The sequence below is a fragment of the Enterobacter sp. BNK-16 genome, from assembly GCF_048684955.1.
Taxonomy (GTDB): domain Bacteria; phylum Pseudomonadota; class Gammaproteobacteria; order Enterobacterales; family Enterobacteriaceae; genus Enterobacter; species Enterobacter bugandensis.
The window spans coordinates 642,926-668,177 of record NZ_JBLQTQ010000001.1 but is presented as its reverse complement, the minus strand read 5'-3'; the positions used below and the strand labels follow the sequence as shown (position 1 = coordinate 668,177).

The 25,252-nt window shown below is 52.9% G+C and carries 17 protein-coding genes, 2 tRNA genes and 4 rRNA genes; 7 read left to right on the top strand and 16 right to left on the bottom strand.

Annotated elements, in window-relative coordinates:
* Positions 1-421: 421 nt before the first annotated feature.
* The 6 genes from ACMGGH_RS03185 (at position 422) to rrf (ACMGGH_RS03160) (ending at position 5,641) form a co-directional block, all read left to right on the top strand.
* Positions 422-1,961 (top strand): 16S ribosomal RNA (locus ACMGGH_RS03185).
* 85 nt (positions 1,962-2,046) lie between these two features.
* A tRNA-Glu gene (locus ACMGGH_RS03180) sits at positions 2,047-2,122 on the top strand.
* Between the two features lie 183 nt (positions 2,123-2,305).
* Positions 2,306-5,209, top strand: a 23S ribosomal RNA gene (locus ACMGGH_RS03175).
* Positions 5,210-5,276: 67 nt separating this feature from the next.
* A 5S ribosomal RNA gene (gene rrf, locus ACMGGH_RS03170) occupies positions 5,277-5,392 on the top strand.
* Positions 5,393-5,406: 14 nt separating this feature from the next.
* Positions 5,407-5,482 (top strand) — tRNA-Thr (locus tag ACMGGH_RS03165).
* 43 nt (positions 5,483-5,525) lie between these two features.
* Positions 5,526-5,641 (top strand): 5S ribosomal RNA (gene rrf, locus ACMGGH_RS03160).
* The 16S, 23S and 5S rRNA genes sit together here with 2 tRNA genes alongside, the layout of an rRNA operon.
* A 106-nt stretch (positions 5,642-5,747) precedes the next feature.
* Here the strand turns inward: rrf (ACMGGH_RS03160) and ACMGGH_RS03155 are convergent.
* The 7 genes from ACMGGH_RS03155 to ACMGGH_RS03125 all read right to left on the bottom strand — a co-directional run bounded on the left by ACMGGH_RS03155 (position 5,748) and on the right by ACMGGH_RS03125 (position 15,137).
* Positions 5,748-6,506, bottom strand: a complete 759-nt coding sequence (locus ACMGGH_RS03155; protein WP_041907797.1) for an amino acid ABC transporter ATP-binding protein — start codon at positions 6,504-6,506, stop codon at positions 5,748-5,750.
* 7 nt (positions 6,507-6,513) lie between these two features.
* A complete protein-coding gene (locus ACMGGH_RS03150; protein WP_047367023.1) occupies positions 6,514-7,617 on the bottom strand; it encodes an amino acid ABC transporter permease in 1,104 nt (367 codons plus the stop codon).
* Positions 7,618-7,626: 9 nt separating this feature from the next.
* Positions 7,627-8,808 (bottom strand): amino acid ABC transporter permease, encoded by a 1,182-nt coding sequence (locus ACMGGH_RS03145; RefSeq protein ID WP_420299066.1) that lies wholly within the window; start codon positions 8,806-8,808, stop codon positions 7,627-7,629.
* Between the two features lie 67 nt (positions 8,809-8,875).
* A complete protein-coding gene (locus ACMGGH_RS03140; protein ID WP_048999231.1) occupies positions 8,876-9,901 on the bottom strand; it encodes an amino acid ABC transporter substrate-binding protein in 1,026 nt (341 codons plus the stop codon).
* Between the two features lie 448 nt (positions 9,902-10,349).
* Positions 10,350-10,571: a lipoprotein gene (locus ACMGGH_RS03135; RefSeq protein WP_008502867.1), complete on the bottom strand. Its 222-nt coding sequence runs from the start codon at positions 10,569-10,571 to the stop codon at positions 10,350-10,352.
* Positions 10,572-10,872: 301 nt separating this feature from the next.
* Positions 10,873-13,986, bottom strand: coding sequence for an efflux RND transporter permease subunit (locus tag ACMGGH_RS03130; protein ID WP_192971970.1), 3,114 nt, complete (start codon positions 13,984-13,986; stop codon positions 10,873-10,875).
* 11 nt (positions 13,987-13,997) lie between these two features.
* A complete protein-coding gene (locus ACMGGH_RS03125; protein ID WP_028014617.1) occupies positions 13,998-15,137 on the bottom strand; it encodes an efflux RND transporter periplasmic adaptor subunit in 1,140 nt (379 codons plus the stop codon).
* A gap of 384 nt (positions 15,138-15,521) precedes the next feature.
* Here ACMGGH_RS03125 and envR point away from each other — a divergent pair, with 384 nt between their 5' ends.
* Positions 15,522-16,238, top strand: a complete 717-nt coding sequence (envR, locus tag ACMGGH_RS03120) for an acrEF/envCD operon transcriptional regulator (protein WP_192971971.1) — start codon at positions 15,522-15,524, stop codon at positions 16,236-16,238.
* Here the strand turns inward: envR and ACMGGH_RS03115 are convergent.
* The 9 genes from ACMGGH_RS03115 to accC form a co-directional block, all read right to left on the bottom strand.
* Positions 16,154-18,235, bottom strand: a complete 2,082-nt coding sequence (locus ACMGGH_RS03115; RefSeq protein WP_048999229.1) for a putative bifunctional diguanylate cyclase/phosphodiesterase — start codon at positions 18,233-18,235, stop codon at positions 16,154-16,156. The genes envR and ACMGGH_RS03115 overlap by 85 nt on opposite strands.
* A 138-nt stretch (positions 18,236-18,373) precedes the next feature.
* Positions 18,374-18,538, bottom strand: a complete 165-nt coding sequence (locus ACMGGH_RS03110; protein ID WP_014885446.1) for a DUF2556 family protein — start codon at positions 18,536-18,538, stop codon at positions 18,374-18,376.
* Positions 18,539-18,717: 179 nt separating this feature from the next.
* Positions 18,718-19,014 (bottom strand): DNA-binding transcriptional regulator Fis, encoded by a 297-nt coding sequence (gene fis, locus ACMGGH_RS03105; protein ID WP_000462905.1) that lies wholly within the window; start codon positions 19,012-19,014, stop codon positions 18,718-18,720.
* Positions 19,015-19,037: 23 nt separating this feature from the next.
* On the bottom strand, positions 19,038-20,003 hold the full coding sequence (gene dusB / locus ACMGGH_RS03100; protein WP_008502861.1) for a tRNA dihydrouridine synthase DusB: 966 nt from the start codon (positions 20,001-20,003) through the stop codon (positions 19,038-19,040).
* 330 nt (positions 20,004-20,333) lie between these two features.
* The gene (locus ACMGGH_RS03095; RefSeq protein WP_048999228.1) at positions 20,334-21,074 is read right to left on the bottom strand and encodes a carbonic anhydrase; all 741 of its coding nucleotides are present in this window, start codon (positions 21,072-21,074) and stop codon (positions 20,334-20,336) included.
* 138 nt (positions 21,075-21,212) lie between these two features.
* Entirely contained in the window at positions 21,213-22,094 is an 882-nt protein-coding gene (gene prmA / locus ACMGGH_RS03090) for a 50S ribosomal protein L11 methyltransferase (RefSeq protein WP_028014613.1), read from the bottom strand.
* A gap of 11 nt (positions 22,095-22,105) precedes the next feature.
* Entirely contained in the window at positions 22,106-23,557 is a 1,452-nt protein-coding gene (panF, locus tag ACMGGH_RS03085; RefSeq protein WP_028014612.1) for a sodium/pantothenate symporter, read from the bottom strand.
* On the bottom strand, positions 23,547-23,789 hold the full coding sequence (locus ACMGGH_RS03080; RefSeq protein WP_006178860.1) for a YhdT family protein: 243 nt from the start codon (positions 23,787-23,789) through the stop codon (positions 23,547-23,549). Before ACMGGH_RS03080 ends, panF begins: the two co-directional genes overlap by 11 nt.
* A 109-nt stretch (positions 23,790-23,898) precedes the next feature.
* A complete protein-coding gene (gene accC, locus ACMGGH_RS03075) occupies positions 23,899-25,248 on the bottom strand; it encodes an acetyl-CoA carboxylase biotin carboxylase subunit (RefSeq protein WP_003860388.1) in 1,350 nt (449 codons plus the stop codon).
* Positions 25,249-25,252 lie beyond the last annotated feature (4 nt).

Below are 25,252 nucleotides of genomic sequence, written 5' to 3'. Positions count from 1 at the left end.
GATCGAGGCAAGGCAAAATGCGTCAATATTTAAGCAGATCGGGCGGGATTTCAGCGAAAAGCGCGGAAAATCAGCAGTCGAAAAAAAAGATCTAAAAAACACTTGTGCTAAAAATTGGGATCCCTATAATGCGCCTCCATCGACACGGCGGATGTGAATCACTTCACAGTTAACCCGGTCGGTTGAAGAGAAAAAATCCTGAAATAACGGGTTGACTCTGAAAGAGGAAAGCGTAATATACGCCACCTCGCAACGGTGAGCGAAAGCCGCGTTGCACTGCTCTTTAACAATTTATCAGACAATCTGTGTGGGCACTCAAAGTGACATGGATTCTTAACGTCCTCGGACGAAAAATGAATACCAAGTCTCTGAGTGAACATACGTAATTCATTACGAAGTTTAATTCACGAGCATCAAACTTAAATTGAAGAGTTTGATCATGGCTCAGATTGAACGCTGGCGGCAGGCCTAACACATGCAAGTCGAACGGTAGCACAGAGAGCTTGCTCTCGGGTGACGAGTGGCGGACGGGTGAGTAATGTCTGGGAAACTGCCTGATGGAGGGGGATAACTACTGGAAACGGTAGCTAATACCGCATAACGTCGCAAGACCAAAGAGGGGGACCTTCGGGCCTCTTGCCATCAGATGTGCCCAGATGGGATTAGCTAGTAGGTGGGGTAACGGCTCACCTAGGCGACGATCCCTAGCTGGTCTGAGAGGATGACCAGCCACACTGGAACTGAGACACGGTCCAGACTCCTACGGGAGGCAGCAGTGGGGAATATTGCACAATGGGCGCAAGCCTGATGCAGCCATGCCGCGTGTATGAAGAAGGCCTTCGGGTTGTAAAGTACTTTCAGCGGGGAGGAAGGCGATAAGGTTAATAACCTTGTCGATTGACGTTACCCGCAGAAGAAGCACCGGCTAACTCCGTGCCAGCAGCCGCGGTAATACGGAGGGTGCAAGCGTTAATCGGAATTACTGGGCGTAAAGCGCACGCAGGCGGTCTGTCAAGTCGGATGTGAAATCCCCGGGCTCAACCTGGGAACTGCATTCGAAACTGGCAGGCTAGAGTCTTGTAGAGGGGGGTAGAATTCCAGGTGTAGCGGTGAAATGCGTAGAGATCTGGAGGAATACCGGTGGCGAAGGCGGCCCCCTGGACAAAGACTGACGCTCAGGTGCGAAAGCGTGGGGAGCAAACAGGATTAGATACCCTGGTAGTCCACGCCGTAAACGATGTCGACTTGGAGGTTGTGCCCTTGAGGCGTGGCTTCCGGAGCTAACGCGTTAAGTCGACCGCCTGGGGAGTACGGCCGCAAGGTTAAAACTCAAATGAATTGACGGGGGCCCGCACAAGCGGTGGAGCATGTGGTTTAATTCGATGCAACGCGAAGAACCTTACCTACTCTTGACATCCAGAGAACTTAGCAGAGATGCTTTGGTGCCTTCGGGAACTCTGAGACAGGTGCTGCATGGCTGTCGTCAGCTCGTGTTGTGAAATGTTGGGTTAAGTCCCGCAACGAGCGCAACCCTTATCCTTTGTTGCCAGCGGTTAGGCCGGGAACTCAAAGGAGACTGCCAGTGATAAACTGGAGGAAGGTGGGGATGACGTCAAGTCATCATGGCCCTTACGAGTAGGGCTACACACGTGCTACAATGGCGCATACAAAGAGAAGCGACCTCGCGAGAGCAAGCGGACCTCATAAAGTGCGTCGTAGTCCGGATTGGAGTCTGCAACTCGACTCCATGAAGTCGGAATCGCTAGTAATCGTGGATCAGAATGCCACGGTGAATACGTTCCCGGGCCTTGTACACACCGCCCGTCACACCATGGGAGTGGGTTGCAAAAGAAGTAGGTAGCTTAACCTTCGGGAGGGCGCTTACCACTTTGTGATTCATGACTGGGGTGAAGTCGTAACAAGGTAACCGTAGGGGAACCTGCGGTTGGATCACCTCCTTACCTTAAAGAACCTGCCTTTGCAGTGCTCACACAGATTGTCTGATGAAAAGTAAACAGCAAGGCGTCTTGCGATTGAGACTTCAGTGTCCCCTTCGTCTAGAGGCCCAGGACACCGCCCTTTCACGGCGGTAACAGGGGTTCGAATCCCCTAGGGGACGCCACTTGCTGGTTCGTGAGTGAAAGTCACCTGCCGTCATATCTCAAAACTGACTTGCGAGTCATGTTTGAGATATTTGCTCTTTAAAAATCTGGATCAAGCTGAAAATTGAAACGACACATCTTTAATGGTGTGTTCGAGTCTCTCAAATTTTCGCAATCAGAAGTGAAACATCTTCGGGTTGTGAGGTTAAGCGACTAAGCGTACACGGTGGATGCCCTGGCAGTCAGAGGCGATGAAGGACGTGCTAATCTGCGAAAAGCGACGGCGAGGTGATATGAACCCTTGACCCGTCGATGTCCGAATGGGGAAACCCAGTGTGATCCGTCACACTATCGTTAACTGAATACATAGGTTAACGAGGCGAACCGGGGGAACTGAAACATCTAAGTACCCCGAGGAAAAGAAATCAACCGAGATTCCCCCAGTAGCGGCGAGCGAACGGGGAGCAGCCCGGAGTCTGAATCAGCTTGTGTGTTAGTGGAACGGTCTGGAAAGTCCGACGGTACAGGGTGATAGTCCCGTACACGAAAGCACACTTGCTGTGAACTCGAAGAGTAGGGCGGGACACGTGGTATCCTGTCTGAATATGGGGGGACCATCCTCCAAGGCTAAATACTCCTGACTGACCGATAGTGAACCAGTACCGTGAGGGAAAGGCGAAAAGAACCCCGGCGAGGGGAGTGAAAAAGAACCTGAAACCGTGTACGTACAAGCAGTGGGAGCACCTTCGTGGTGTGACTGCGTACCTTTTGTATAATGGGTCAGCGACTTATATTCTGTAGCAAGGTTAACCGTATAGGGGAGCCGCAGGGAAACCGAGTCTTAACTGGGCGTTAAGTTGCAGGGTATAGACCCGAAACCCGGTGATCTAGCCATGGGCAGGTTGAAGGTTGGGTAACACTAACTGGAGGACCGAACCGACTAATGTTGAAAAATTAGCGGATGACCTGTGGCTGGGGGTGAAAGGCCAATCAAACCGGGAGATAGCTGGTTCTCCCCGAAAGCTATTTAGGTAGCGCCTCGTGAACTCATCTTCGGGGGTAGAGCACTGTTTCGGCTAGGGGGCCATCCCGGCTTACCAACCCGATGCAAACTACGAATACCGAAGAATGTTATCACGGGAGACACACGGCGGGTGCTAACGTCCGTCGTGAAGAGGGAAACAACCCAGACCGCCAGCTAAGGTCCCAAAGTCATGGTTAAGTGGGAAACGATGTGGGAAGGCACAGACAGCCAGGATGTTGGCTTAGAAGCAGCCATCATTTAAAGAAAGCGTAATAGCTCACTGGTCGAGTCGGCCTGCGCGGAAGATGTAACGGGGCTAAACCATGCACCGAAGCTGCGGCAGCGACACTATGTGTTGTTGGGTAGGGGAGCGTTCTGTAAGCCGTTGAAGGTGTGCTGTGAGGCATGCTGGAGGTATCAGAAGTGCGAATGCTGACATAAGTAACGATAAAGCGGGTGAAAAGCCCGCTCGCCGGAAGACCAAGGGTTCCTGTCCAACGTTAATCGGGGCAGGGTGAGTCGACCCCTAAGGCGAGGCCGAAAGGCGTAGTCGATGGGAAACAGGTTAATATTCCTGTACTTGGTGTTACTGCGAAGGGGGGACGGAGAAGGCTATGTCAGCCGGGCGACGGTTGTCCCGGTTTAAGCGTGTAGGTGTGTGTTCCAGGCAAATCCGGTTCACTTTAACACTGAGGCGTGATGACGAGGCACTACGGTGCTGAAGTGATAAATGCCCTGCTTCCAGGAAAAGCCTCTAAGCATCAGGTAACACGAAATCGTACCCCAAACCGACACAGGTGGTCAGGTAGAGAATACCAAGGCGCTTGAGAGAACTCGGGTGAAGGAACTAGGCAAAATGGTGCCGTAACTTCGGGAGAAGGCACGCTGATATGTAGGTGAAGTCCCTGCGGACGGAGCTGAAATCAGTCGAAGATACCAGCTGGCTGCAACTGTTTATTAAAAACACAGCACTGTGCAAACACGAAAGTGGACGTATACGGTGTGACGCCTGCCCGGTGCCGGAAGGTTAATTGATGGGGTTAGCGGCAACGCGAAGCTCTTGATCGAAGCCCCGGTAAACGGCGGCCGTAACTATAACGGTCCTAAGGTAGCGAAATTCCTTGTCGGGTAAGTTCCGACCTGCACGAATGGCGTAATGATGGCCAGGCTGTCTCCACCCGAGACTCAGTGAAATTGAACTCGCTGTGAAGATGCAGTGTACCCGCGGCAAGACGGAAAGACCCCGTGAACCTTTACTATAGCTTGACACTGAACACTGGTCCTTGATGTGTAGGATAGGTGGGAGGCTTTGAAGCGTGGACGCCAGTCTGCGTGGAGCCGTCCTTGAAATACCACCCTTTAATGGCTGGTGTTCTAACGTAGACCCGTGATCCGGGTTGCGGACAGTGTCTGGTGGGTAGTTTGACTGGGGCGGTCTCCTCCCAAAGAGTAACGGAGGAGCACGAAGGTTAGCTAATCCTGGTCGGACATCAGGAGGTTAGTGCAATGGCATAAGCTAGCTTGACTGCGAGAGTGACGGCTCGAGCAGGTGCGAAAGCAGGTCATAGTGATCCGGTGGTTCTGAATGGAAGGGCCATCGCTCAACGGATAAAAGGTACTCCGGGGATAACAGGCTGATACCGCCCAAGAGTTCATATCGACGGCGGTGTTTGGCACCTCGATGTCGGCTCATCACATCCTGGGGCTGAAGTAGGTCCCAAGGGTATGGCTGTTCGCCATTTAAAGTGGTACGCGAGCTGGGTTTAGAACGTCGTGAGACAGTTCGGTCCCTATCTGCCGTGGGCGCTGGAGAATTGAGGGGGGCTGCTCCTAGTACGAGAGGACCGGAGTGGACGCATCACTGGTGTTCGGGTTGTCATGCCAATGGCACTGCCCGGTAGCTAAATGCGGAAGAGATAAGTGCTGAAAGCATCTAAGCACGAAACTTGCCCCGAGATGAGTTCTCCCTGAGACTTTAAGTCTCCTGAAGGAACGTTGAAGACGACGACGTTGATAGGCCGGGTGTGTAAGCGCAGCGATGCGTTGAGCTAACCGGTACTAATGAACCGTGAGGCTTAACCTTACAACGCCGAAGCTGTTTTGGCGGTGAGAGACAGATTTTCAGCCTGATACAGATTAAACAGAATTTGCCTGGCGGCTTTAGCGCGGTGGTCCCACCTGACCCCATGCCGAACTCAGAAGTGAAACGCCGTAGCGCCGATGGTAGTGTGGGGTCTCCCCATGTGAGAGTAGGGAACTGCCAGGCATCAAATTTAGCGTGCTGATATGGCTCAGTTGGTAGAGCGCACCCTTGGTAAGGGTGAGGTCCCCAGTTCGACTCTGGGTATCAGCACCACTTTATACTTAGGTTAAAGTTCGGCAAGAAGTAAAAGAATTTGTCTGGCGGCTTTAGCGCGGTGGTCCCACCTGACCCCATGCCGAACTCAGAAGTGAAACGCCGTAGCGCCGATGGTAGTGTGGGGTCTCCCCATGTGAGAGTAGGGAACTGCCAGACATCAAATAAGTGAAAAGGCCATCCGAAAGGATGGCCTTTTTGCGTTTATGCGCCGGAAAAACGGTAGGCCGGGTAAGGCGAAGCCGCCACCCGGCAGAGCAAACGACTAATGTATCACCTGCGATAAAAATGCTCGCGTACGTTCTGACTTCGGATGCGCAAAGAACTCATCCGGCGGTGCCTGCTCAACAATCTCGCCGCGGTCCATAAAGATCACCCTGTCAGCTACCGTTCTGGCAAAACCCATCTCATGCGTGACGCACAGCATCGTCATGCCGGATTGGGCCAGCCCAATCATGGTATCCAGTACTTCTTTCACCATTTCGGGATCCAGCGCAGATGTCGGTTCGTCAAACAGCATGATTTTGGGTTTCATGCACAGCGAACGGGCGATAGCCACGCGCTGCTGTTGCCCGCCCGAGATCTGACCTGGAAACTTATTGGCATGCTCTGCGATACGTACGCGTTCAAGGTAGTGCATCGCCAGCGCCTCCGCTTCCTGTTTCGGCATCTTTCGGACCCAAATCGGCGCAAGCGTACAGTTCTGCAGAACGGTCAGGTGTGGAAACAGATTAAAGTGCTGAAATACCATTCCCACTTCCTGCCGCACGCGTTCGATATTGCGGATATCTTCATTCAGTTCAATACCATCAACCACAATGCGCCCTTGCTGATGCTCTTCAAGATGGTTAATACAGCGAATGGTTGTGGATTTACCTGAACCGGAAGGGCCGCAAAGGACGATGCGTTCGCCCTGCTTTACCTTAAGATTGATGTCCTTCAGGACATGAAACTGTCCATACCATTTATTGACGTTTTCCAGCGTAATCATCGCGTTGGCGGTTGTCATAGTCATTTGGCTCATAATTTCCTCAGTGCGGTGTACGCCCGGTGTTAAAGCGCTTTTCCAGATGCTGGCTGTAGCGCGACATGCTAAAACAAAAGATCCAGTAGATCAGAGCGGCAAAGACATATCCCTCGGTGGACATACCCAGCCAGACAGGGTCAACGGTTGCCTGCTGCACGCTGCTAAAGAGATCGAACAATCCGATGATGATCACCAGGCTGGTATCTTTAAAGAGAGCAATGATCGTATTGACCAGCCCAGGGATAACCAGCTTGAGCGCTTGCGGAAGGATCACCAGTCCCTGCGTTTTCCAGTAACCGAGCGCCAGTGATTCCGCCGCTTCGTACTGGCCTTTAGGCAATGCCTGCAGGCCACCGCGTACAACTTCAGCGACATAGGCGGACTGGAAGAGAATCACCCCGACCAGGGCACGGATCAGCTTGTCGATCGTTGTACCTTCCGCCATAAACAGTGGCAGCATGACCGACGACATAAACAGTACGGTGATAAGCGGTACGCCGCGCCAGAACTCAATAAAGATAACGGAGAGCACGCGTACGACCGGCATTTTTGAACGGCGACCCAGGGCGAGTAAAATACCCAACGGTAGCGCGCCGGCGATCCCTACTGAAGCGATAATCAATGTCAGCGTCAGGCCACCCCACTGGCGTGTTTCAACGCGTTCCAGCCCCAGAAAACCGCCATACAGCAGCACCCAGACAATAATCGGATAAACCACCGCCCAGACGGCAATATAGCGTCCACGGTGAGGCAGCTTTTTCCAGAACATGACTGCAACAGAGAGCAGGCCGATAACCAGCGCCAGATTAATCCGCCAACGCTGTTCGTGGGGATACAACCCATACATGAACTGACCGAAGCGCTCATGAATAAATACCCAGCAAGCGCCGGCTTTTGTGCAATCAGCTCGGGTTGAACCGACCCAGTTGGCCTGTATAACCGCCCAGTTCAGCAGGGGAGGAATCAATTCCCACATTAGCCACAGGCAGACAATCGTCAGCAGGCTATTACTCCAGCTGGAGAAGAGATTCTTGCGTGCCCAGAGAATAAAACGTCCACCCGTCGAGCTGGCAGGGCGCGAGGAGTGCGACAGTATCGCTTTTGTCATCATAGATCCTTAGCGCTCGACCAGTGCTATACGACGGTTATAAAGGTTCATCAGCAACGAAATAGCCAGACTGATGATTAGATAGACGGACATGGTGATGTCAATGGTTTCTATGGCCTGTCCGGTCTGGTTAAGCACGGTTCCGGCGAAGAGAGACACCATATCCGGATAACCAATGGCAGCTGCCAGCGATGAGTTTTTGACAATGTTGAGATACTGGCTGGTCAGGGGCGGAATGATCACCCGTAAAGCCTGCGGAATAATAACCTGGCGAAGCGTCACGGTATTCGGCAAACCGAGTGAACGTGCCGCCTCGTGCTGCCCGTAAGGCACGGCCTGGATCCCGGAGCGGATGATTTCCGCAATAAACGCGGAGGTATAAATTGAAAGCGCCAGCGTGAGTGCTGCCAGTTCAGGAATTAACACCATACCACCCTGGAAGTTGAATCCGCGTAGGTGAGGAATATCCCAGTGCAAGGCTGCACCAAAAAGCCAGTGAGCAACTAACGGTAAGCCAACAATCAGCGCAGCGGCAACTGGCCATGTTTTACGAAGCTGTCCGGTTTTAATCTGATGCTTACGGTTATAGCGGAACAGGCCGACGGAAATCGCGAGCGCAACAATAATGGCGACGACAAAGGCGTAAATCCCTTCGGCCACCTGCGGAGAGGGAATGTATAACCCACGATTACTCAGGAAAAACAGCTCAAACGCATCGACGGCCTGGCGGGGACCGGGAAGATTACGCAGCACCGCGAAATACCAGAAGAAGATCTGCAGCAGCGGTGGGATGTTGCGAAACGTCTCAATATAGATGGTGGAAAGCTTTCGCAGCAGCCAGTTTTCAGAAAGACGCGCCAGCCCAATAAAGAAGCCCAGGATGGACGCGAAGACAATACAAAGTGCCGATACCAACAGCGTATTCAGTAAACCGACCACAAACACGCGTCCGTACGTGTCACCCTCCTGATAGTCGATAAGGTGCTGAACAATCCCAAAGCCCGCGCTGCGATCCAGAAACGCAAAACCGGAGGTGATACCGCGATTATTCAGGTTAGTGATGGTGTTATGGATGAGATACACGGCGATAAGAACAACCGCAACAATAGCAATAATCTGGAATAGCCAGGCGCGGACCGCGGGATGAGAAAAGGATAGCGATCCTTTTACGGCTGAGCGGCGATGGGACATAAAGAAACCTCAGTAACCATGACTCTGGAGTGGGCACTGCCCGAGCAGTGCCCGTTACAGCTATGACTTAACGTACTGGTGGCGCGTACTGAATACCGCCGTTATTCCAGAGATTGTTCTGGCCGCGTTTGATCTTCAGCGGGCTTTCCGATCCCACGTTACGCTCGAAGATCTCTGCGTAGTTACCCACCTGTTTGATGATGTTGTAAGCCCACTTGTTATCCAGCTTCAGATCCTTGCCAAAATCACCTTCTTTACCGAGCAGGTGCGCCATATCCGGGGTGGAAGGATTCGCCGCTTTCTCATCAACGTTTTTCGAGTTGATGCCCATCTCTTCTGCATTCAGCATGGCAAACAGCGTCCAGCGAACGATAGAGAACCAGTCTTCATCGCCACGACGCACAACCGGTCCGAGAGGTTCTTTGGAGATCACTTCAGGCAGGACAATCCATTCCGCCGGATTGCTCAGCTTAATGCGTAAGGCATACAGCTGTGACTGGTCAGAGGCCAGGGTGTCGCAGCGACCGGATTCCAGCGCTTTGGCTGATTCATCCGAGCGGTCAAAAGTCACAGGGGTGTATTTCAACTTATTTGCTTTGAAATAATCCGCGACGTTCAGCTCGGTATCGGTACCCGCCTGGATACACACGGTGGCGCCATCCAGTTCTTTGGCGCTTTTCAGGCCCGCTTTATTGTGGGTCAGAAAGCCGATGCCGTCATAATAGGTCACGCCCGTAAATGACATTCCCATACCTGCATCGCGGGAGGAGGTCCAGGTGGTGTTACGCGAGAGCATGTCAACTTCGCCGGACTGCAGCGCCGTAAAGCGCTCTTTCGCCGTCAGCGGGGTGTATTTTACTTTGCTGTCATCACCAAAAACCGCTGCTGCGACGCCACGGCAGACATCCACATCAATACCGGTAAATTTGCCGTTCGCATCGGCATAAGAGAAGCCAGGCAGACCGTCGCTGATACCGCATTGAACAAAACCTTTCTTTTTAACGGCATCCAGCGTCGTTCCCGCATGGGCTTGACCGGCTATGGCAAACAACATGCCTGCAGCGGTCAGGCTGGCTATCATCGTCTTTTTCATAATGGATCCTGTGTGGCGAAATTTATTGTTATAGAAGCGTTTTTAAGCGCTTAACCTGTCTGTGGCATTGGCCAACGTTTATAAAGCAAACGTAATGCCAGTTTTGAGTTCAGCGAGATAAGAGAAAACTGAACGCTTAATGCAGAGTGTAGACAGGCTTAAATAAAATGAGCGCCCCGAAACAGTGCGAAATTACAACCTGTGCCACAAATTGGAGCAAAAGTTTTAACCGGGATGAGATAAAAAGAAGAGATAGTTTCTGAGGTGAATATTGGCAGAGTATTCAATAGTATTAATGTATGAAAATCATCAGAGATAAGAAAAAGGTGTTGATAGCGGTTGGTTGAAATTACATATAAGAATAAATGCGGAACTTTTTTATTTATTAGAAATTGGTGCACTCATTAAAAGCAAAAGCGCGGCCGGAGCCGCGCTTTCTGAACAGATGTTACTTCGTCAGGGCAACAATACCTAACGTTAAACCCGCTACTGCGGCAGCGCCGCCGGCGATGGCACCCGCAGTTTCCCAGTTGTCCTGGGTGGTGCCTTTCATACAGGTATTGGTATGGACCAGTCGGCCCTGATCATCGTAAACCGGTACACAAGGAGAGTCGTGCGCGCAACCAGCAAGCAGCGCAGCGAGAAGTGCAACGGAAATGAATCTTTTCATGATGTTACCTCAATATTATTTCTTATTCGCTACATAGCCAGGAGGGCTATTAACGAACTGGAGATTATTTTACCACCAGGGTAAGTTCCCGTTACACGTGGAATAATCTCAAATTATGTAGTTTGTAAAAATCATGGAGAAAAAGCGTTTTCTGGATAAATTCATGGAGAAATTATGGAGTCGCAAGAAGGCGCTTTTACTTAATGCAAACTCATGAATTTTTTATATGCGATTCAATAATGACTAATCCATTGTTTATATTAAAATAAAAAAGGCACCAAACGGTGCCTTCAGGGATACGTTAATCCTTATGGTTGGTAAACCGTCTCCGGACAACCACAAAGAAAACGGGCACAAAGAAAATAGCCAGAAGCGTTGCGGAAAGCATGCCTCCCATCACACCCGTACCGACGGCGTTTTGCGCTCCGCTCCCGGCTCCGGTGCTAATTACCAGCGGCATGACGCCAAGAATGAAGGCCAGGGAGGTCATCAGGATCGGGCGAAGGCGCATTCTTGAGGCTTCCAGCGTGGCCTCAATGATACCTTTACCTTCTTTATCCATCAGGTCCTTAGCAAATTCGACGATCAGGATGGCGTTTTTCGCCGATAACCCAATCGTTGTCAGCAGGCCGACCTGGAAATAGACGTCATTGTTTAACCCGCGCAGCGACGCTGCGAAAAGAGCCCCGATGACGCCTAACGGCACAACCAGCATGACAGAGAAGGGTATGGACCAGCTTTCATACAGTGCAGCCAGGCACAGGAACACCACGATCAGTGAAATGGCGTACAGTGCAGGCGCCTGGTTACCGGAAAGGCGTTCCTGATAAGACATTCCCGTCCAGTCATAGCCGATGCCGGAAGGCAGTTTTGCCGCCAGGCTTTCCATCATCACCATGGCCTCACCGGTACTTTTCCCTGGGGCCGACTCACCGAGGATCTCCATGGACGGCATGCCGTTATAGCGTTCCAGACGAGGAGAACCGTAAACCCAGTGAGCGCTGCTAAAGGATGAGAACGGCACCATTTCCCCATTCGCGCTGCGCACGTAGAGATTGTTGATGTCCCCCGGCAACATTCGGAATTTCGCATCCGCCTGGACGTAAACTTTTTTCACGCGGCCATGATCGATAAAGTCATTCACATAGGTACCACCCAACGCCGTCGATATCGTCTGGTTGACGTCAGAAATGCTAATCCCCAGCGCCTGCGCTTTCTCCTGATCGACATCCAGTTTGAACTGCGGTGTATCCTCCAGGCCGTTAGGACGCACGCGAACCAGCAGGTCAGGGTGCTCTTTCACCATGCCGAGCAGCTGATTACGCGCCTGCGTCAGCTGGGTATGCCCCAGGTTTGCCTGATCGATAAGTTCAAAGTCGAAGCCCGTTGCGGTTCCCAGTTCGATAATGGCAGGCAGGTTAAACGGAAATACAAGGCCGTCTTTAATCTGGCTGAACGCTTTTGTCGCTCGGCCCACGATGGCCTCAACGCTATTTTTCTCCCCAGAACGTTCTTCCCAGGGCTTCAGGCTGACGAAGGCGATACCGGAGTTCTGGCCCTGGCCGCTAAAGCTAAAGCCGTTAACGGTAAAGACGGATTCAACGTTCGCTTTCTCTTGGGTCAGATAATAGTCCTGAACCTGGTCGAGAACCTGCTGAGTACGCGTCTGGGTCGCACCCGCCGGGAGTTGAACCATCGTCATAAATACCCCCTGATCCTCTTCAGGCAGGAAGGAGGTAGGTAAGCGCAGGAACAGCACCGCCATCCCAGCGACAATAAGGACGTACACCACCAGATAGCGGCCGGTCTTACGCAAAATACCGCTTACGCTGTTGCTGTAGTGCTCCACGCTCTTATCAAAGAGCGCATTGAACCAGCCAAAGAACCCCCCTTTCTTCTCATGATGATCGCCAGAAACGGGCTTAAGCAGCGTTGCGCAGAGTGCGGGCGTCAGGATCAGCGCAACCAGCACGGAGAGCGCCATGGCGGAAACGATAGTCAGCGAGAACTGGCGATAGATGGCGCCCGTCGAGCCACCAAAAAAGGCCATCGGGACAAAGACCGCCGAGAGAACCATAGCGATCCCCACCAGCGCGCCCTGGATCTGCTCCATAGACTTCTGCGTGGCCTCTTTCGGCGGCAGCTTGTCCTCTACCATCACGCGCTCAACGTTCTCGACCACCACGATGGCGTCATCAACGAGTAGCCCTATCGCCAGTACCATCCCGAACATCGTCAGGGTGTTGATGGAGAAACCGAACGCCGCAAGAACCGCGAAGGTACCCAGCAGAACCACCGGCACCGCGATAGTCGGAATGAGCGTCGCGCGCAGGTTTTGCAGGAACAGATACATGACCAGGAAGACCAGAACGATCGCTTCAAACAGGGTCTTCACCACTTCATGAATAGAAATTTTCACAAAAGGCGTGGTGTCATAGGGATAGACGACCTTCAACCCCTGCGGGAAGAACTGTTGCAGTTGCGCCAGTTTGCTCTTGATGGCTGCCGCGGTATCCAGCGCGTTTGCCCCGGTTGCCAGCTTAATCCCCAGGCCGGTGGCTGCCTGCCCGTTGATTTTGGTCACCATATTGTAGTTTTCGCCGCCGAGCTCAATGCGAGCGACATCCTTCAGGTGAACCATCGAGCCGTCCTGGTTCACCTTGAGCGTCACGCGGCCAAACTCTTCCGGTGATTTCAGGCGAGTTTGCGCGATGATGGAGGCATTCAACTGCTGTCCGGGCACAGACGGCGTACCGCCCAACTGACCTGCCGCTATCTGGTCGTTCTGCGTTTTAAGCTGGTTGATAATATCCAGCGGCGTCAGCTGGTATTTATTCATCGCGTTGCTGTCGAGCCAGATGCGCATCGCATACTGGGCGCCAAACAGCTGAACGTCGCCGACACCCGTCGTTCGGCTGATAGCATCTTTGACGTTCGAGGCGACATAGTCGGAGATATCATCCTGAGTGAGGTTTTTGTTGTCCGAAACAAAACCAGCGACCAGCAGGAAGCTGCTGCTGGATTTCTCAACGCCAATCCCTTGCTGCTGTACCTCTTGCGGCAGCAGCGGCATGGCGAGCTGCAGCTTGTTCTGCACCTGCACCTGGGCGATGTCCGGATCCGTTCCTGACTCGAAGGTCAGTGTGATGGTGACATTACCTGCTGAATCGCTGGTGGAAGACATGTACATCAGGTTGTCGATACCGTTCATGTTCTGTTCGATAACCTGGGTCACGGTATCCTGCACCGTCTGGGCATCAGCGCCGGGGTAGGTCGCAGAAATCGCCACGGCTGGCGGAGCAATCGTCGGATACTGGGCGACGGGCAGTTTGAGAATGGCCAGCCCGCCTGCAATCATCAAAATGATGGCAAGTACCCAGGCGAAAACCGGCCTTTGAATAAAGAAATTAGCCATGTCGTCGTTCCTTAACTGGCGGGAGTCGTGGTGGTATCTGGCGTGGCGACGACGGTAGCCCCTGGTCTGACTTTTTGTAATCCGCTGACAATCACGCGGTCACCGTTTTTCAGCCCTTCCGTCACCAGCCAGCGGTCGCCAATGGCCTGAGGCGCAACGACGGTACGTGATTCAACCTGGTTTTTATCATTAACCACCAGCACGGTTGCGTCGCCTCGCGGCGTTCGGGTCACGCCCTGCTGCGGAACCAGAATGGCATCTGGCTGTGTGCCTTCATCAATGCGGGCGCGAACGAACATCCCCGGTAACAGCAGGTGTTGAGGATTCGGGAAAATGGCGCGCAGCGTGATTGAGCCGGTGCTTTCATCCACCGTAACGTCGGAGAACTGCAGGGTGCCTTTCAGCGGATAGGGCTGACCATTCTCCATCAGCAGCTCAACGCTGCTGGCCGTGTCGCCTTTTTGCAGGCTCGTCTGCTTCAGGCGCATAAATTCATTGCTCGACTGGGTCACATCGACATAAATCGGATCAAGCTGCTGGACCGTCGCCAGCGCTGCGGCCTGCCCGTTCGTCACGAGCGCCCCTTCCGTCACGCTGGATTTGCCGATGCGGCCATCGACAGGGGACGTTACTTTGGTATACGCAAGGTTGATACGTGCGCTTTCAACGCCCGCTTTTGCGGCGACAACGCTGGCATCTGCCTGCTGGGCCGTAGCCACGGCCTGGTCATACTCTTGTTTACTGACATACTGTGTTCCCACCAGTGGGAGATAACGTTTCACCGTCAGGTGTGCAATATTGGCCGCCGCCTGCGCCTTTGCCAGCTCGCCTTTCGCGCTGTCGTAAGCCGCCTGATAGGTCGCAGGATCAATTTGATAAAGTGAGTCCCCAGCTTTTACATCGCTACCTTCCGTGAAGTTGCGACGCAGAATGATACCGCTAACCTGTGGACGAACCTCCGCAACGCGGAACGCATCTGTTCTGCCCGGGAGTTCAGTTGTGACGGCCAGCGGCGCACTTTTCACGATATGGACGCTGACCTGAGGCGCCTGTGCATGTTGTTGTTGATTTTCCTGGCCATCGCATCCAGTGAGCAGTACAGCGCAGACAATGAAACCGGCTAAGGGTAAACGTCTGAAATGATTCGTCATGACTGTTCCTTTAAATACCCATTAACCGATGTTTGCCGTAGATCGGTAGTGGGGCAGAGGGAAAAAATAAAATGTAGCTGCGTATAATAATGAGGGTGTTTAATGTTTTTTAATTTATAAGTGCGAATGACGAGGCCTGAGAGGAAAATCAGAATCAGTCCCGTAGAAAATACGGCTATACTTCTGCCCGCTAAATCAGGCTAATAGAGCTTAACCGGTAAATTTATCCATTTCGTGAATTTAATTCCGAGCATGTATTTAGATTGTTTATAGATTAAGTAAATTGACTTTTTTTGTGCAAAATTAAAACGGCTTTTAGTGAATACTTCCAGCCATCCGAACCTGATGTTATGTATATACCCTGCGAGTAAAGAGTAGCTGTCAATGGCGCGTAAAAAGAAAGAAGAGGCTCAACAAACCCGACAGCAGTTGATTGAGGCGGCTATCGGGCAGTTTGCGACGCGAGGCGTAGCCAGCACGACGCTGAAGGATATCGCCGATGCCGCAAAGGTTACGCGTGGTGCTATCTACTGGCACTTTACCAGTAAAGCAGAGATATTTAATGCCATTTGGGAACAGCAATTACCGCTACGTGACATCATTCGCGACAGGCTTTCTCTCTCCGAAAATGATGATCCGTTGTTAATACTTCGTGAGCAATTCATTACTGCGCTTCAGTATATCGCACGCGAACCCCGTCAATGTGCGCTATTACAAATTTTGTATCATAAATGTGAATTTACTAGCGATATGATTTCAGAGGATGAAATTCGGAAACGTATTGGGTTCAATTATGATTCTTTGCGCGTTACGCTGGAGAAATGTATTTCTCGAAACATCATTTCGTCGCAGGTGAACGTTGAGCTGACCATGATCGTATTCCACGGTTTTTTTAGCGGCATCATTAAAAACTGGTTAATGAATACCGACAGTTTTAATCTTTATCAGCAGGCGCCAGCCCTGGTCGACAGTATTCTGGCGACACTCCCTCTCTTGCGCGTGTCGCCTCATAATGATTACGGCTCAGCGCCTGGCAACATTTCACCCCGTGCACAAAGCGCCTCGATGGTCTGCACGCTGGCGGGTTTACCTAACAGATAACCCTGTAAGGTATTACAGCCCAGCTCCGTCAAAAAGACTTGCTGCGCTTCGGTTTCCACACCTTCGGCCACGACTTTCAGGTTGAGCGTTTTCGCGAGGGCCACAATCGCAGAGACAATGGTGGCATCTTCGCTTTCACCGCTTAACTCTTTCACAAACGCTCTGTCTATCTTCAGTTCACAGGCCGGTAAACGCTTGAGATACAGCAGGCTCGAATATCCGGTCCCAAAATCATCAATCGAGGCTTTCACCCCAGCATCCGTCAGCTCTGTCAGCACCCGCACGCTCTCATCGGGGTTGCTCATCGCCGTAGTTTCCGTGACTTCCAGGATCAACATTTCCGGCGGGACGTGATGACGCTCCAGGCAGTCGAGCACTGTTTTAACCAGCGAGGGCTGTTCGAACTGCAGCGTCGACAGGTTTACTGCCATTGACCAGTTTCGATGCCCCTGCAGATGCCATTCTCTCAGCTGGCGACAGGCTTCATTGAGCACCCAGTTACCAATAGGGATGATAAGCCCGGTTTTTTCCGCCAGCGGCAGGAAAAGATCCGGCGTCAGTAAACCCTGCTTCGGATGCTGCCAGCGCAGCAGCGCTTCAAACCCGAGGAGAGGGCCCGCGGGCGCGTGAAACTTTGGCTGATAAAGCAGGCGCAGTTCATTACGATCGACGGCCATCCACAGATCGTTCATTAACTGAAGATGGGTCTGCGCCAGAGTGTTCATGGAGGGCTGGAAAAAGTGATAGCCGTTTCGGCCCATATGCTTGGTGTGATACATCGCCGCGTCGGCGTTAAACATCAGCTCACGTTCGGTTTTGCCGTCGTGAGGGTACAGGGCGATACCAATGCTAAGCGTTACCACCAGTTCGTAGGGGTCGAGAGTGAACGGGCTATCGATCGCCCGCACCAGCGAATTTGCCAGCGAGGCCGCATCGTCCGGACCTTCTCCCTCAGCCAGCAGAACAAACTCATCGCCGCCAATGCGTGCAAGGGTAAACTGGCCCTTCAGGAGATGCAGCAGACGCTGCGTAACGGCGACCAGCAGCCTGTCACCGACATCATGGCCGTAGGCGTCATTGATGGCTTTAAAACCGTCAAGATCCATGAACATCAGGGCGAAATGGGTACCTTCACGGTCAGCTTTGCTGATGGCCTGATCGAGCCGGTCCTCCAGCAGGATACGGTTGGGCAGACGCGTCAGCGTATCGTGCAGCGCCAGCTGCGCAAGTTCCCGGTTCGCTTCTGCCAGCGACGAGGCCAGAAGGGCGGTTCGTGCCTGCAGGCGGGCATCCAGCATCGACACCAGCAGGGTGATCCCAAGAATAGAGAGCGCGACGACGCTGACCAGCACGGCCAGCCAGCTGCCGTTAATACCATGATGGTGAACCATGGTGGACATTGGAAACTGCGCGGCCTTCATCCCGGCGTAGTGCATACCGGCGATAGCAATTCCCATCGTGATGGCGGCACCCAGGCGCATCAGCACCACCTGAGCGGCTTCGTGACGCAGGCGGAAGGTCAGCCACAATGCTGCAAGCGAAGCGGCAAGCGCAATCACGACCGAAATGGCCACCCACAGCGTGTCCCAAACGATCCCCGGCCTCACCTCCAGCGCCGCCATACCGGTGTAATGCATGGCAACAATGCCGATTCCCATCACCAGAGCGCCGGGGAGCAGGCGGCGCATGCGCAGCTGTTCACAGCTGACGAGCCATAGCGCAAACAGTGACGACCCCACGGCGATGACCATAGATAAAATCGTCAGGGTCGCGTTGTAGCTCATGCTCATGGAGAGATCCATCGCCAGCATGCCGATAAAGTGCATTGCCCATATGCCAATACCCATCGCAACACCGCCTCCCGCCAGCCAGATGCGCGCTGCGACGCCCTGACTCCCGGCGACGCGTGCAGCCATATTCAGCGCGGTGTAAGCAGCAAGGATGGCAACAGCAAAGGAGAGGGCTACAAGGATAGGGTTGTATTGGCTAACCAGCATGGTCGGTTCTACTCGAGTATGACGTTACGCAGGAGAGGTTGAGAAGGGCGAGACATTATCACCGTCAGGTAACGGCTCAAAGGGATTTAAATCCCCGTTTTTAGTGGGTAATACGGGGAGGTTGGTGACGGCAGGGGGTTAATCGAGTTCTGAACAGTTCACTAATTTCAGCGGATTGACGGAGTTCATATTGCGGCACTTGTCGGTTTCGGTGCTCATCAGTTCAATCCACTGCATCAGGAGGGCATCGAATAGAAAAACGGAGATTGCAAAGACGACCAGCCACCAGTATTTACGAATCATTGTGTCATTCCGCGAGAAGAGAGCCACTGAAGTGGTGGAAATATACACGAAAAGAAGCGGTTTAAAAGCGAGATAAGCAAAGGTTTACAAAGCGTTGACGGTGAAAGAATAAGACAATAAAAAAGGCGCATCCCCATGCCAGGTAGCGCCTTTTTAAACAAGCAGTTAGCTAATCTAAATTAGTTCATGCCGTATTTTTTCAGTTTCTTACGCAGAGTACCACGGTTGATACCCATCATCAGCGCAGCGCGGGTCTGGTTACCGCGGGTGTATTGCATCACCATGTCCAACAGTGGCTGTTCAACTTCAGCCAGTACCAGCTCATACAGGTCATTAACATCCTGACCATTCAGTTGAGCAAAATAGTTCTTCAGTGCCTGTTTAACCGAGTCACGCAGGGGCTTTTGAGTTACCTGATCCTGAGAGTTAACGGTAGAAACGGTCAGTACGTCAGAATTTACGCGTTGTTCGAACATAGTTCTGTCAGCTCTTTATTTCATTACGCAAGATTTTCGAAGTATGCCTCCAACGCCTCCAGCTGTTCGCTGGCATCCTCAATGGCGTTGAATGTGCGCCGAAACTGGTCATCTGGAGCGTGCTCCTGGAGATACCAGGAGACGTGTTTACGCGCAATTCGGTACCCTTTTGCCTGACCGTAGTGGTCATGCAGTTCCCGAACATGCGAACAAAGCAAGCGCTTTACCTCTGCCAGAGGCAGTGGGGCAAGCAGCTCCCCAGTGTCCAGATAATGCTGGATTTCCCGGAAGATCCAGGGTCTTCCCTGAGCTGCACGTCCTATCATCAGAGCATCAGCTCCCGTATAGTCGAGTACAGCCCTGGCTTTAAGCGGGTCAGTTATGTCGCCATTCGCGATAATCGGAATGGAAACCTTCTGCTTAACTGCCCGAATGCTGTCGTATTCAGCTTCACCATTGAACAAACAGGCGCGAGTGCGTCCGTGGATGGTCAGGGCCTGAATACCACAATCTTCGGCCAGTTGGGCAATCTCTACACAGTTACGGTGTTCCGGCGACCAACCCGTGCGAATCTTCAACGTAACAGGAACGTCCACTGCGCTGACAACCGCCGTCAGGATAGCTTTCACCTGGTCGGGGTATTGCAGAAGGGCTGAACCTGCAAGCTTGCGATTCACCTTTTTGGCCGGGCAACCCATATTGATATCAATAATCTGGGCACCACTTTCCACGTTAATACGCGCGGCATCTGCCATCTCTTCAGGCACGCTTCCGGCAATTTGCACGGTGCGAATACCTGGTTCATCAATGTGCACCATCCGAAGGCGGGATTTATCGCTTTCCCAAACCTGTGGGTTAGACGACATCATCTCGGATACGGTTAAACCGGCTCCCATCTCATAGCACAGCGTCCTGAACGGCCGGTCGGTAATACCTGCCATTGGGGCTGCGATCAGGCGATTTCTAAGCTGGTGGTGTCCGATGCGCATGAGTTAAGAAATGACCATACTGTGACTGCAAGGCGGCGTATATTACGCATTTTTTGCACGAGATGAAAGGCCAAACTTTGAACAATCCACTGTTGTAGATCAAGGAATCGCCGCGCAATCTTTTCGTTTAAAATTATTCATTATTGAAATCATTGAGTTATGCGCTGATGGCTATTTTATGTGCGCTTACAATTTCCCGTAACTTCTCATCATTTCTGAATAAATGCGACAGATGAGCGGGATAATCTGCTGTTTTTAACAGCAGATTTCCCCACTTCTTTGCGATCTGCGTCGCATTTTAGAACATGATCTCAGGGCAAAAAATAGACGTTATTCGAGGATAACACGACCATGGAGAGACTGTACCGGCCGGTTATTATCGTGATGCATTGTGTGGGTGAATTTCTCGAGCTGCCCGGCGGAGACCGTCAGAGGATGCTTAAGCACGATCCAGGTGACGCCTTCTGAACACGGTGGCGTTGTCAGCGAGCCGCTAAAGCGCCAGTACGTTTTATCTTCCGGCAGCAACTTATTCAGGTTGAGCTCCTGCTTGATGGAGACGTTCAGCTCAGCCTGCTGAGGCATAACGTCCCACAGTTTATCAAGTTCACGGTTCTCTGCCCCTTTGTCGAACATGACCGCGACCACCGCCAGTTCCCCCTTCGCATTTTTATGCACAAGGTGCATTTCCATCGCGTAATGCTTGCCGTGTACGGTGTTTTCGCTCGGCGCGTGGAAGTGGAACTGCTGTAATGCCCAGGTTTGCTTATCCAGCGTGATAGTGTCGCGAGTGTCGGCCTGCTCGCTTGCCTGAATGGTATGGCCATTATTTGTCAGCGTCACAGGGCCGTCAACGTAGTGCGTTTGCAGCGGGGAAAGATGGGCGTTAACGGTGGAATCGATGTCAATCGGGGACTGGTTCATCCCGCTTTGGCAGGTCTTGTAGGCCTCATCCAGTTCGCCCCAGTGCTCAGGTGAACTTTCTCCTTTGTAGCTCCAGTGTGATGCGCATGCTGAAGCCGAGATCATGCTCAGCGCTAACAGCGCTGCCTTGCTATAAACGTGTTTCATAATATTCTTCCCGTGAATTTTTATTATCCAAATCAAAATTTATCAATATGATTTGTAGGGTTATTTTACCGGAGGCAGGCCAGGTGCGGGAGGAATATTCGAGGAGAAAAGGCGTGGTCAGAGGACCACGCCAAATACTTATTTTTTACGACCGGTAATGCGGCACCACTCTTCTTTCTCGACGACCGGGTCGAGCGCAAAGAGATCGGCGTAGGCTTCGCAAACGCTCTCCGCCTGGCTTGCCAGGATGCCTGAAAGTCCCAGCAGACCGCCCTCAACCGGCAGCACGCTGATTAATGGCGCCAGTTCACGCAGTGGGCCCGCGAGAATGTTTGCGACCACCACATCGGCTTTCATGGCTTCTGGCTGCGCTTCCGGCAGGTAGAGCTCCAGACGATCGGAGACGCCGTTACGCTCGGCATTATCGCGGCTGGCCTGAATGGCCTGCGGATCGATATCGATCCCGATGGCTTTCGCCGCGCCCAGTTTCAGAGCGGCAATCGCGAGGATCCCGGAACCGCAGCCGAAGTCGATCACCGTCTTACCTTCCAGATCCAGACCATCCAGCCACTGCAGGCACAGAGACGTGGTTGGATGGGTGCCGGTGCCAAACGCCAGGCCTGGGTCAAGCATCACGTTCACCGCGTTTTCATCGGGAACCTCGCGCCAGCTTGGGCAGATCCACAGACGTTTGCCGAACTGCATCGGGTGGAAGTTGTCCATCCACTCGCGTTCCCAGTCTTTGTCTTCCAGCTGTTCGATTTTATGCGCGAAGCCTGCTCCCAGCAGCGGATGGTTTTCCAGAATCGCCACCACCTCTTTCATGTCGGTTTCGGCATCGAACAGGCCGATCACGTCGGTATCACCCCACAGGCGCGTTTCGCCCGGCAGCGGTTCAAAGACCGGCGTGTCGTGCGTGTCCTGAAAGGTGATGGAGACAGAGCCGGCTTCCATCAGCGCATCGCTTAGCTCTTCGGCGTTCGCGCCGGTTGTGTTCAGTTTTAGTTGGATCCACGGCATGGCAAAACTCTTTATTTATCAGTAGAAATCATAGCGGGTTGTGGGGCGGGCTGACCGAAACGGTTCCCCACCACAAACGCCAGTAAACTTAGCAGTAACGAAGGCACAATCGGATGGAAGCCCAGATACTGAATCTTAAATGTCGCAAGGATGGCATACAGCACACCGCCAACAATCATCGCGCTCAGCGCGCCTGCAGCGTTCGCGCGTTCCCAGTAAAGACCTAATACCAGCGGCCACAGGAAAACGGCTTCAAGCCCACCAAACGCAAGCAGGTTCAGCCAGATGATCATCTCCGGCGGACGCCATGCAGCTAACATCAGCAAAGCTCCTAACACCAGCGTAATGACGGCAGACATCCGCTTCAGGCGACGTTCATTTTCAACCTGCTCAGGGCGCAGGTTCAGATAGAGATCTTTAATGATCGTAGCGGAACTTTGCAGTAACTGGGCGTTAATGGTCGACATAATGGCGGCCATTGGCGCTGCGAGGAAAATGCCGGCGGCGAAGGGCGGCAGCACTTTAACCATCAGCGTCGGGATCACCAGATCCGGCACGGTAAGGTCGGGGATCACCGCGCGCCCTAATGCACCTGCCAGGTGCATACCAAACATCAGGACCGCGACTACAATCGTCCCGATGATGATGCCCTTGTGAACGGCTTTACTGTCTTTATAGGAGATACAGCGCACGGCGGTATGCGGCAGACCAATCACCCCGAAGCAGACTAACACCCAGAACGAGGTCATAAAGGTCGGCGAGAGGATATCATCCGCGCCCTGCGGTGAAATCAGTTTCGGGTCAATCGCTTCCAGGGTTTCCACCGCATGAGTGAGTCCACCCGCGGCATGAACAATCCCCACCAGCAGAACAATCGTGCCGATGAGCATGACCATTCCCTGCAGCGTATCGTTCAGCACGCTGGCGCGGAACCCGCCAAACGCGGTATAGAGCGCGATGCTTACCCCGAAGATAAGCAGGCCTGTCTCGTAAGGGATCCCGGCCGCCGTTTCCAGCAGGCGTGCCCCGCCGATAAACTGTACGGTCATCGCGCCAATAAAGGCGACCAGCAGGCTTAAGCTCGCCAGCCACACCAGTAAGCGGCTCTGGTAACGGGCAAACAGCATGTCGTTGAGCGTGACGGCATTATAGCGGCGCGCCAGAATGGCAAATTTCTTACCAAGAATACCGAGGGAGAGCCAGACGGCAGGCAGCTGGATCATCGCCAGCAGTACCCAGCCTAACCCGTACTTGTAGGCCGCACCGGGGCCGCCAATAAACGAGCTGGCGCTGATATAGGTCGCGGTCAGCGTCATTGCCAGCACAACGCCGCCCATCGAACGGCTGCCGAGGAAATACTCGTTCAGAAAAGCACCGGTCGTTCTTTTGCGCATGGCGTAAATGGATAAACCAAACACGACCAGCAGGTATGCGACAAGCGGCAGAATGACTTCAAGCTGCATCATCGTCCTCCAGCGGAATATCCCGGTAAATAAATTTCACCATTGCCCAGCACAGCAGGATAAACACCAGCGGTACCAGCAGGCAGGCCATTTCGAACCAGTGCGGCAGGCCGGTGATGCCAATAGCGGAGTCAGGTAAGTAAGCAGTTACTAACCATGCAGCAAGATAGAGAAGGGTCAGCCACAGCGCCCAGCGCGCTTCTTTATGGGCCTGAACAAAACGTTTGTCCATTTTTTGTCCCTTGTGGATGCAGAAAGCGGGGATTGTACATGATGGGGCTTTGCGATCCCCAGAAATAAAAAAAGGCCGGATAATCCGGCCTTTTAGCAACACAGCTCTCTTACTTCTCGTTCAGGCCGAGTTTTTTCTCCAGGTAGTGGATATTCGTTCCACCATTCTGGAAGTGCTCGTCGCTCATGATACGCATCTGCAGATCAACGTTGGTTTTAATACCGTCGATGATCAGCTCCTGCAGGGCGTTCTTCATGCGGGCAATGGCCACGTCACGGTTTTCGCCGTAGCAGATGAGCTTGCCGATCATTGAGTCATAGTACGGCGGTACGGTGTAGCCGGCGTAGATATGAGACTCCCAGCGCACGCCAAAACCACCCGGCGCGTGGAAACGCGTGATTTTACCCGGGCTTGGCAGGAAGGTGTTCGGGTCTTCGGCGTTGATACGGCACTCTACCGCATGGCCTTTCACCACAACTTCTTCCTGCTTGATGGACAGAGGCTGACCGGCTGCGATACGCAGCTGCTCTTTGATCAGGTCAACGCCGGTGATCATTTCGGTAACCGGGTGTTCAACCTGAATACGGGTGTTCATCTCAATGAAGTAGAACTCGCCGTTTTCGAACAGGAACTCAAAGGTACCCGCCCCGCGATAGCCGATATCAACGCACGCTTTGGCGCAACGCTCGCCGATGTAGCGACGCAGTTCCGGGGTAATGCCCGGCGCTGGCGCTTCTTCGACCACTTTCTGGTGACGACGCTGCATGGAGCAGTCACGTTCTGCCAGATAGATCGCGTTACCCTGACCGTCAGCCAGCACCTGAATTTCGATGTGGCGTGGGTTTTCCAGGTATTTTTCCATGTACACCATGTCATTGCTGAAAGCCGCTTTCGCTTCCGCTTTGGTCATGGAGATGGACTGCGCCAGTTCAGCATCGCTGCGCACAACGCGCATACCGCGACCGCCGCCGCCGCCTGACGCCTTGATGATAACCGGGTAGCCAATGCGTTTAGCATGAGCACGGTTAGCATCCATGTCGTCGGTCAGAGGGCCGTCAGAGCCTGGCACGGTTGGAACACCGGCTTTTTTCATTGCGGTGATTGCAGACACTTTGTCGCCCATCAGGCGAATGGTGTCGGCTTTCGGACCGATGAAGATAAAGCCTGAGCGTTCAACCTGCTCAGCAAAGTTGGCGTTCTCAGAGAGGAAGCCGTAACCCGGATGAATTGCCACCGCGCCGGTGATTTCAGCGGCGCTGATGATAGCCGGGATGTTCAGATAGCTTTTTACGGACGGAGCCGGGCCAATACAGACCGTCTCATCCGCCAGCAATACGTGTTTTAAATCGCGATCCGCGCTTGAGTGCACGGCCACGGTCTTGATGCCCAGTTCTTTACAGGCACGAAGAATACGCAGTGCAATCTCGCCACGGTTGGCGATAACAATTTTATCCAGCATGTTC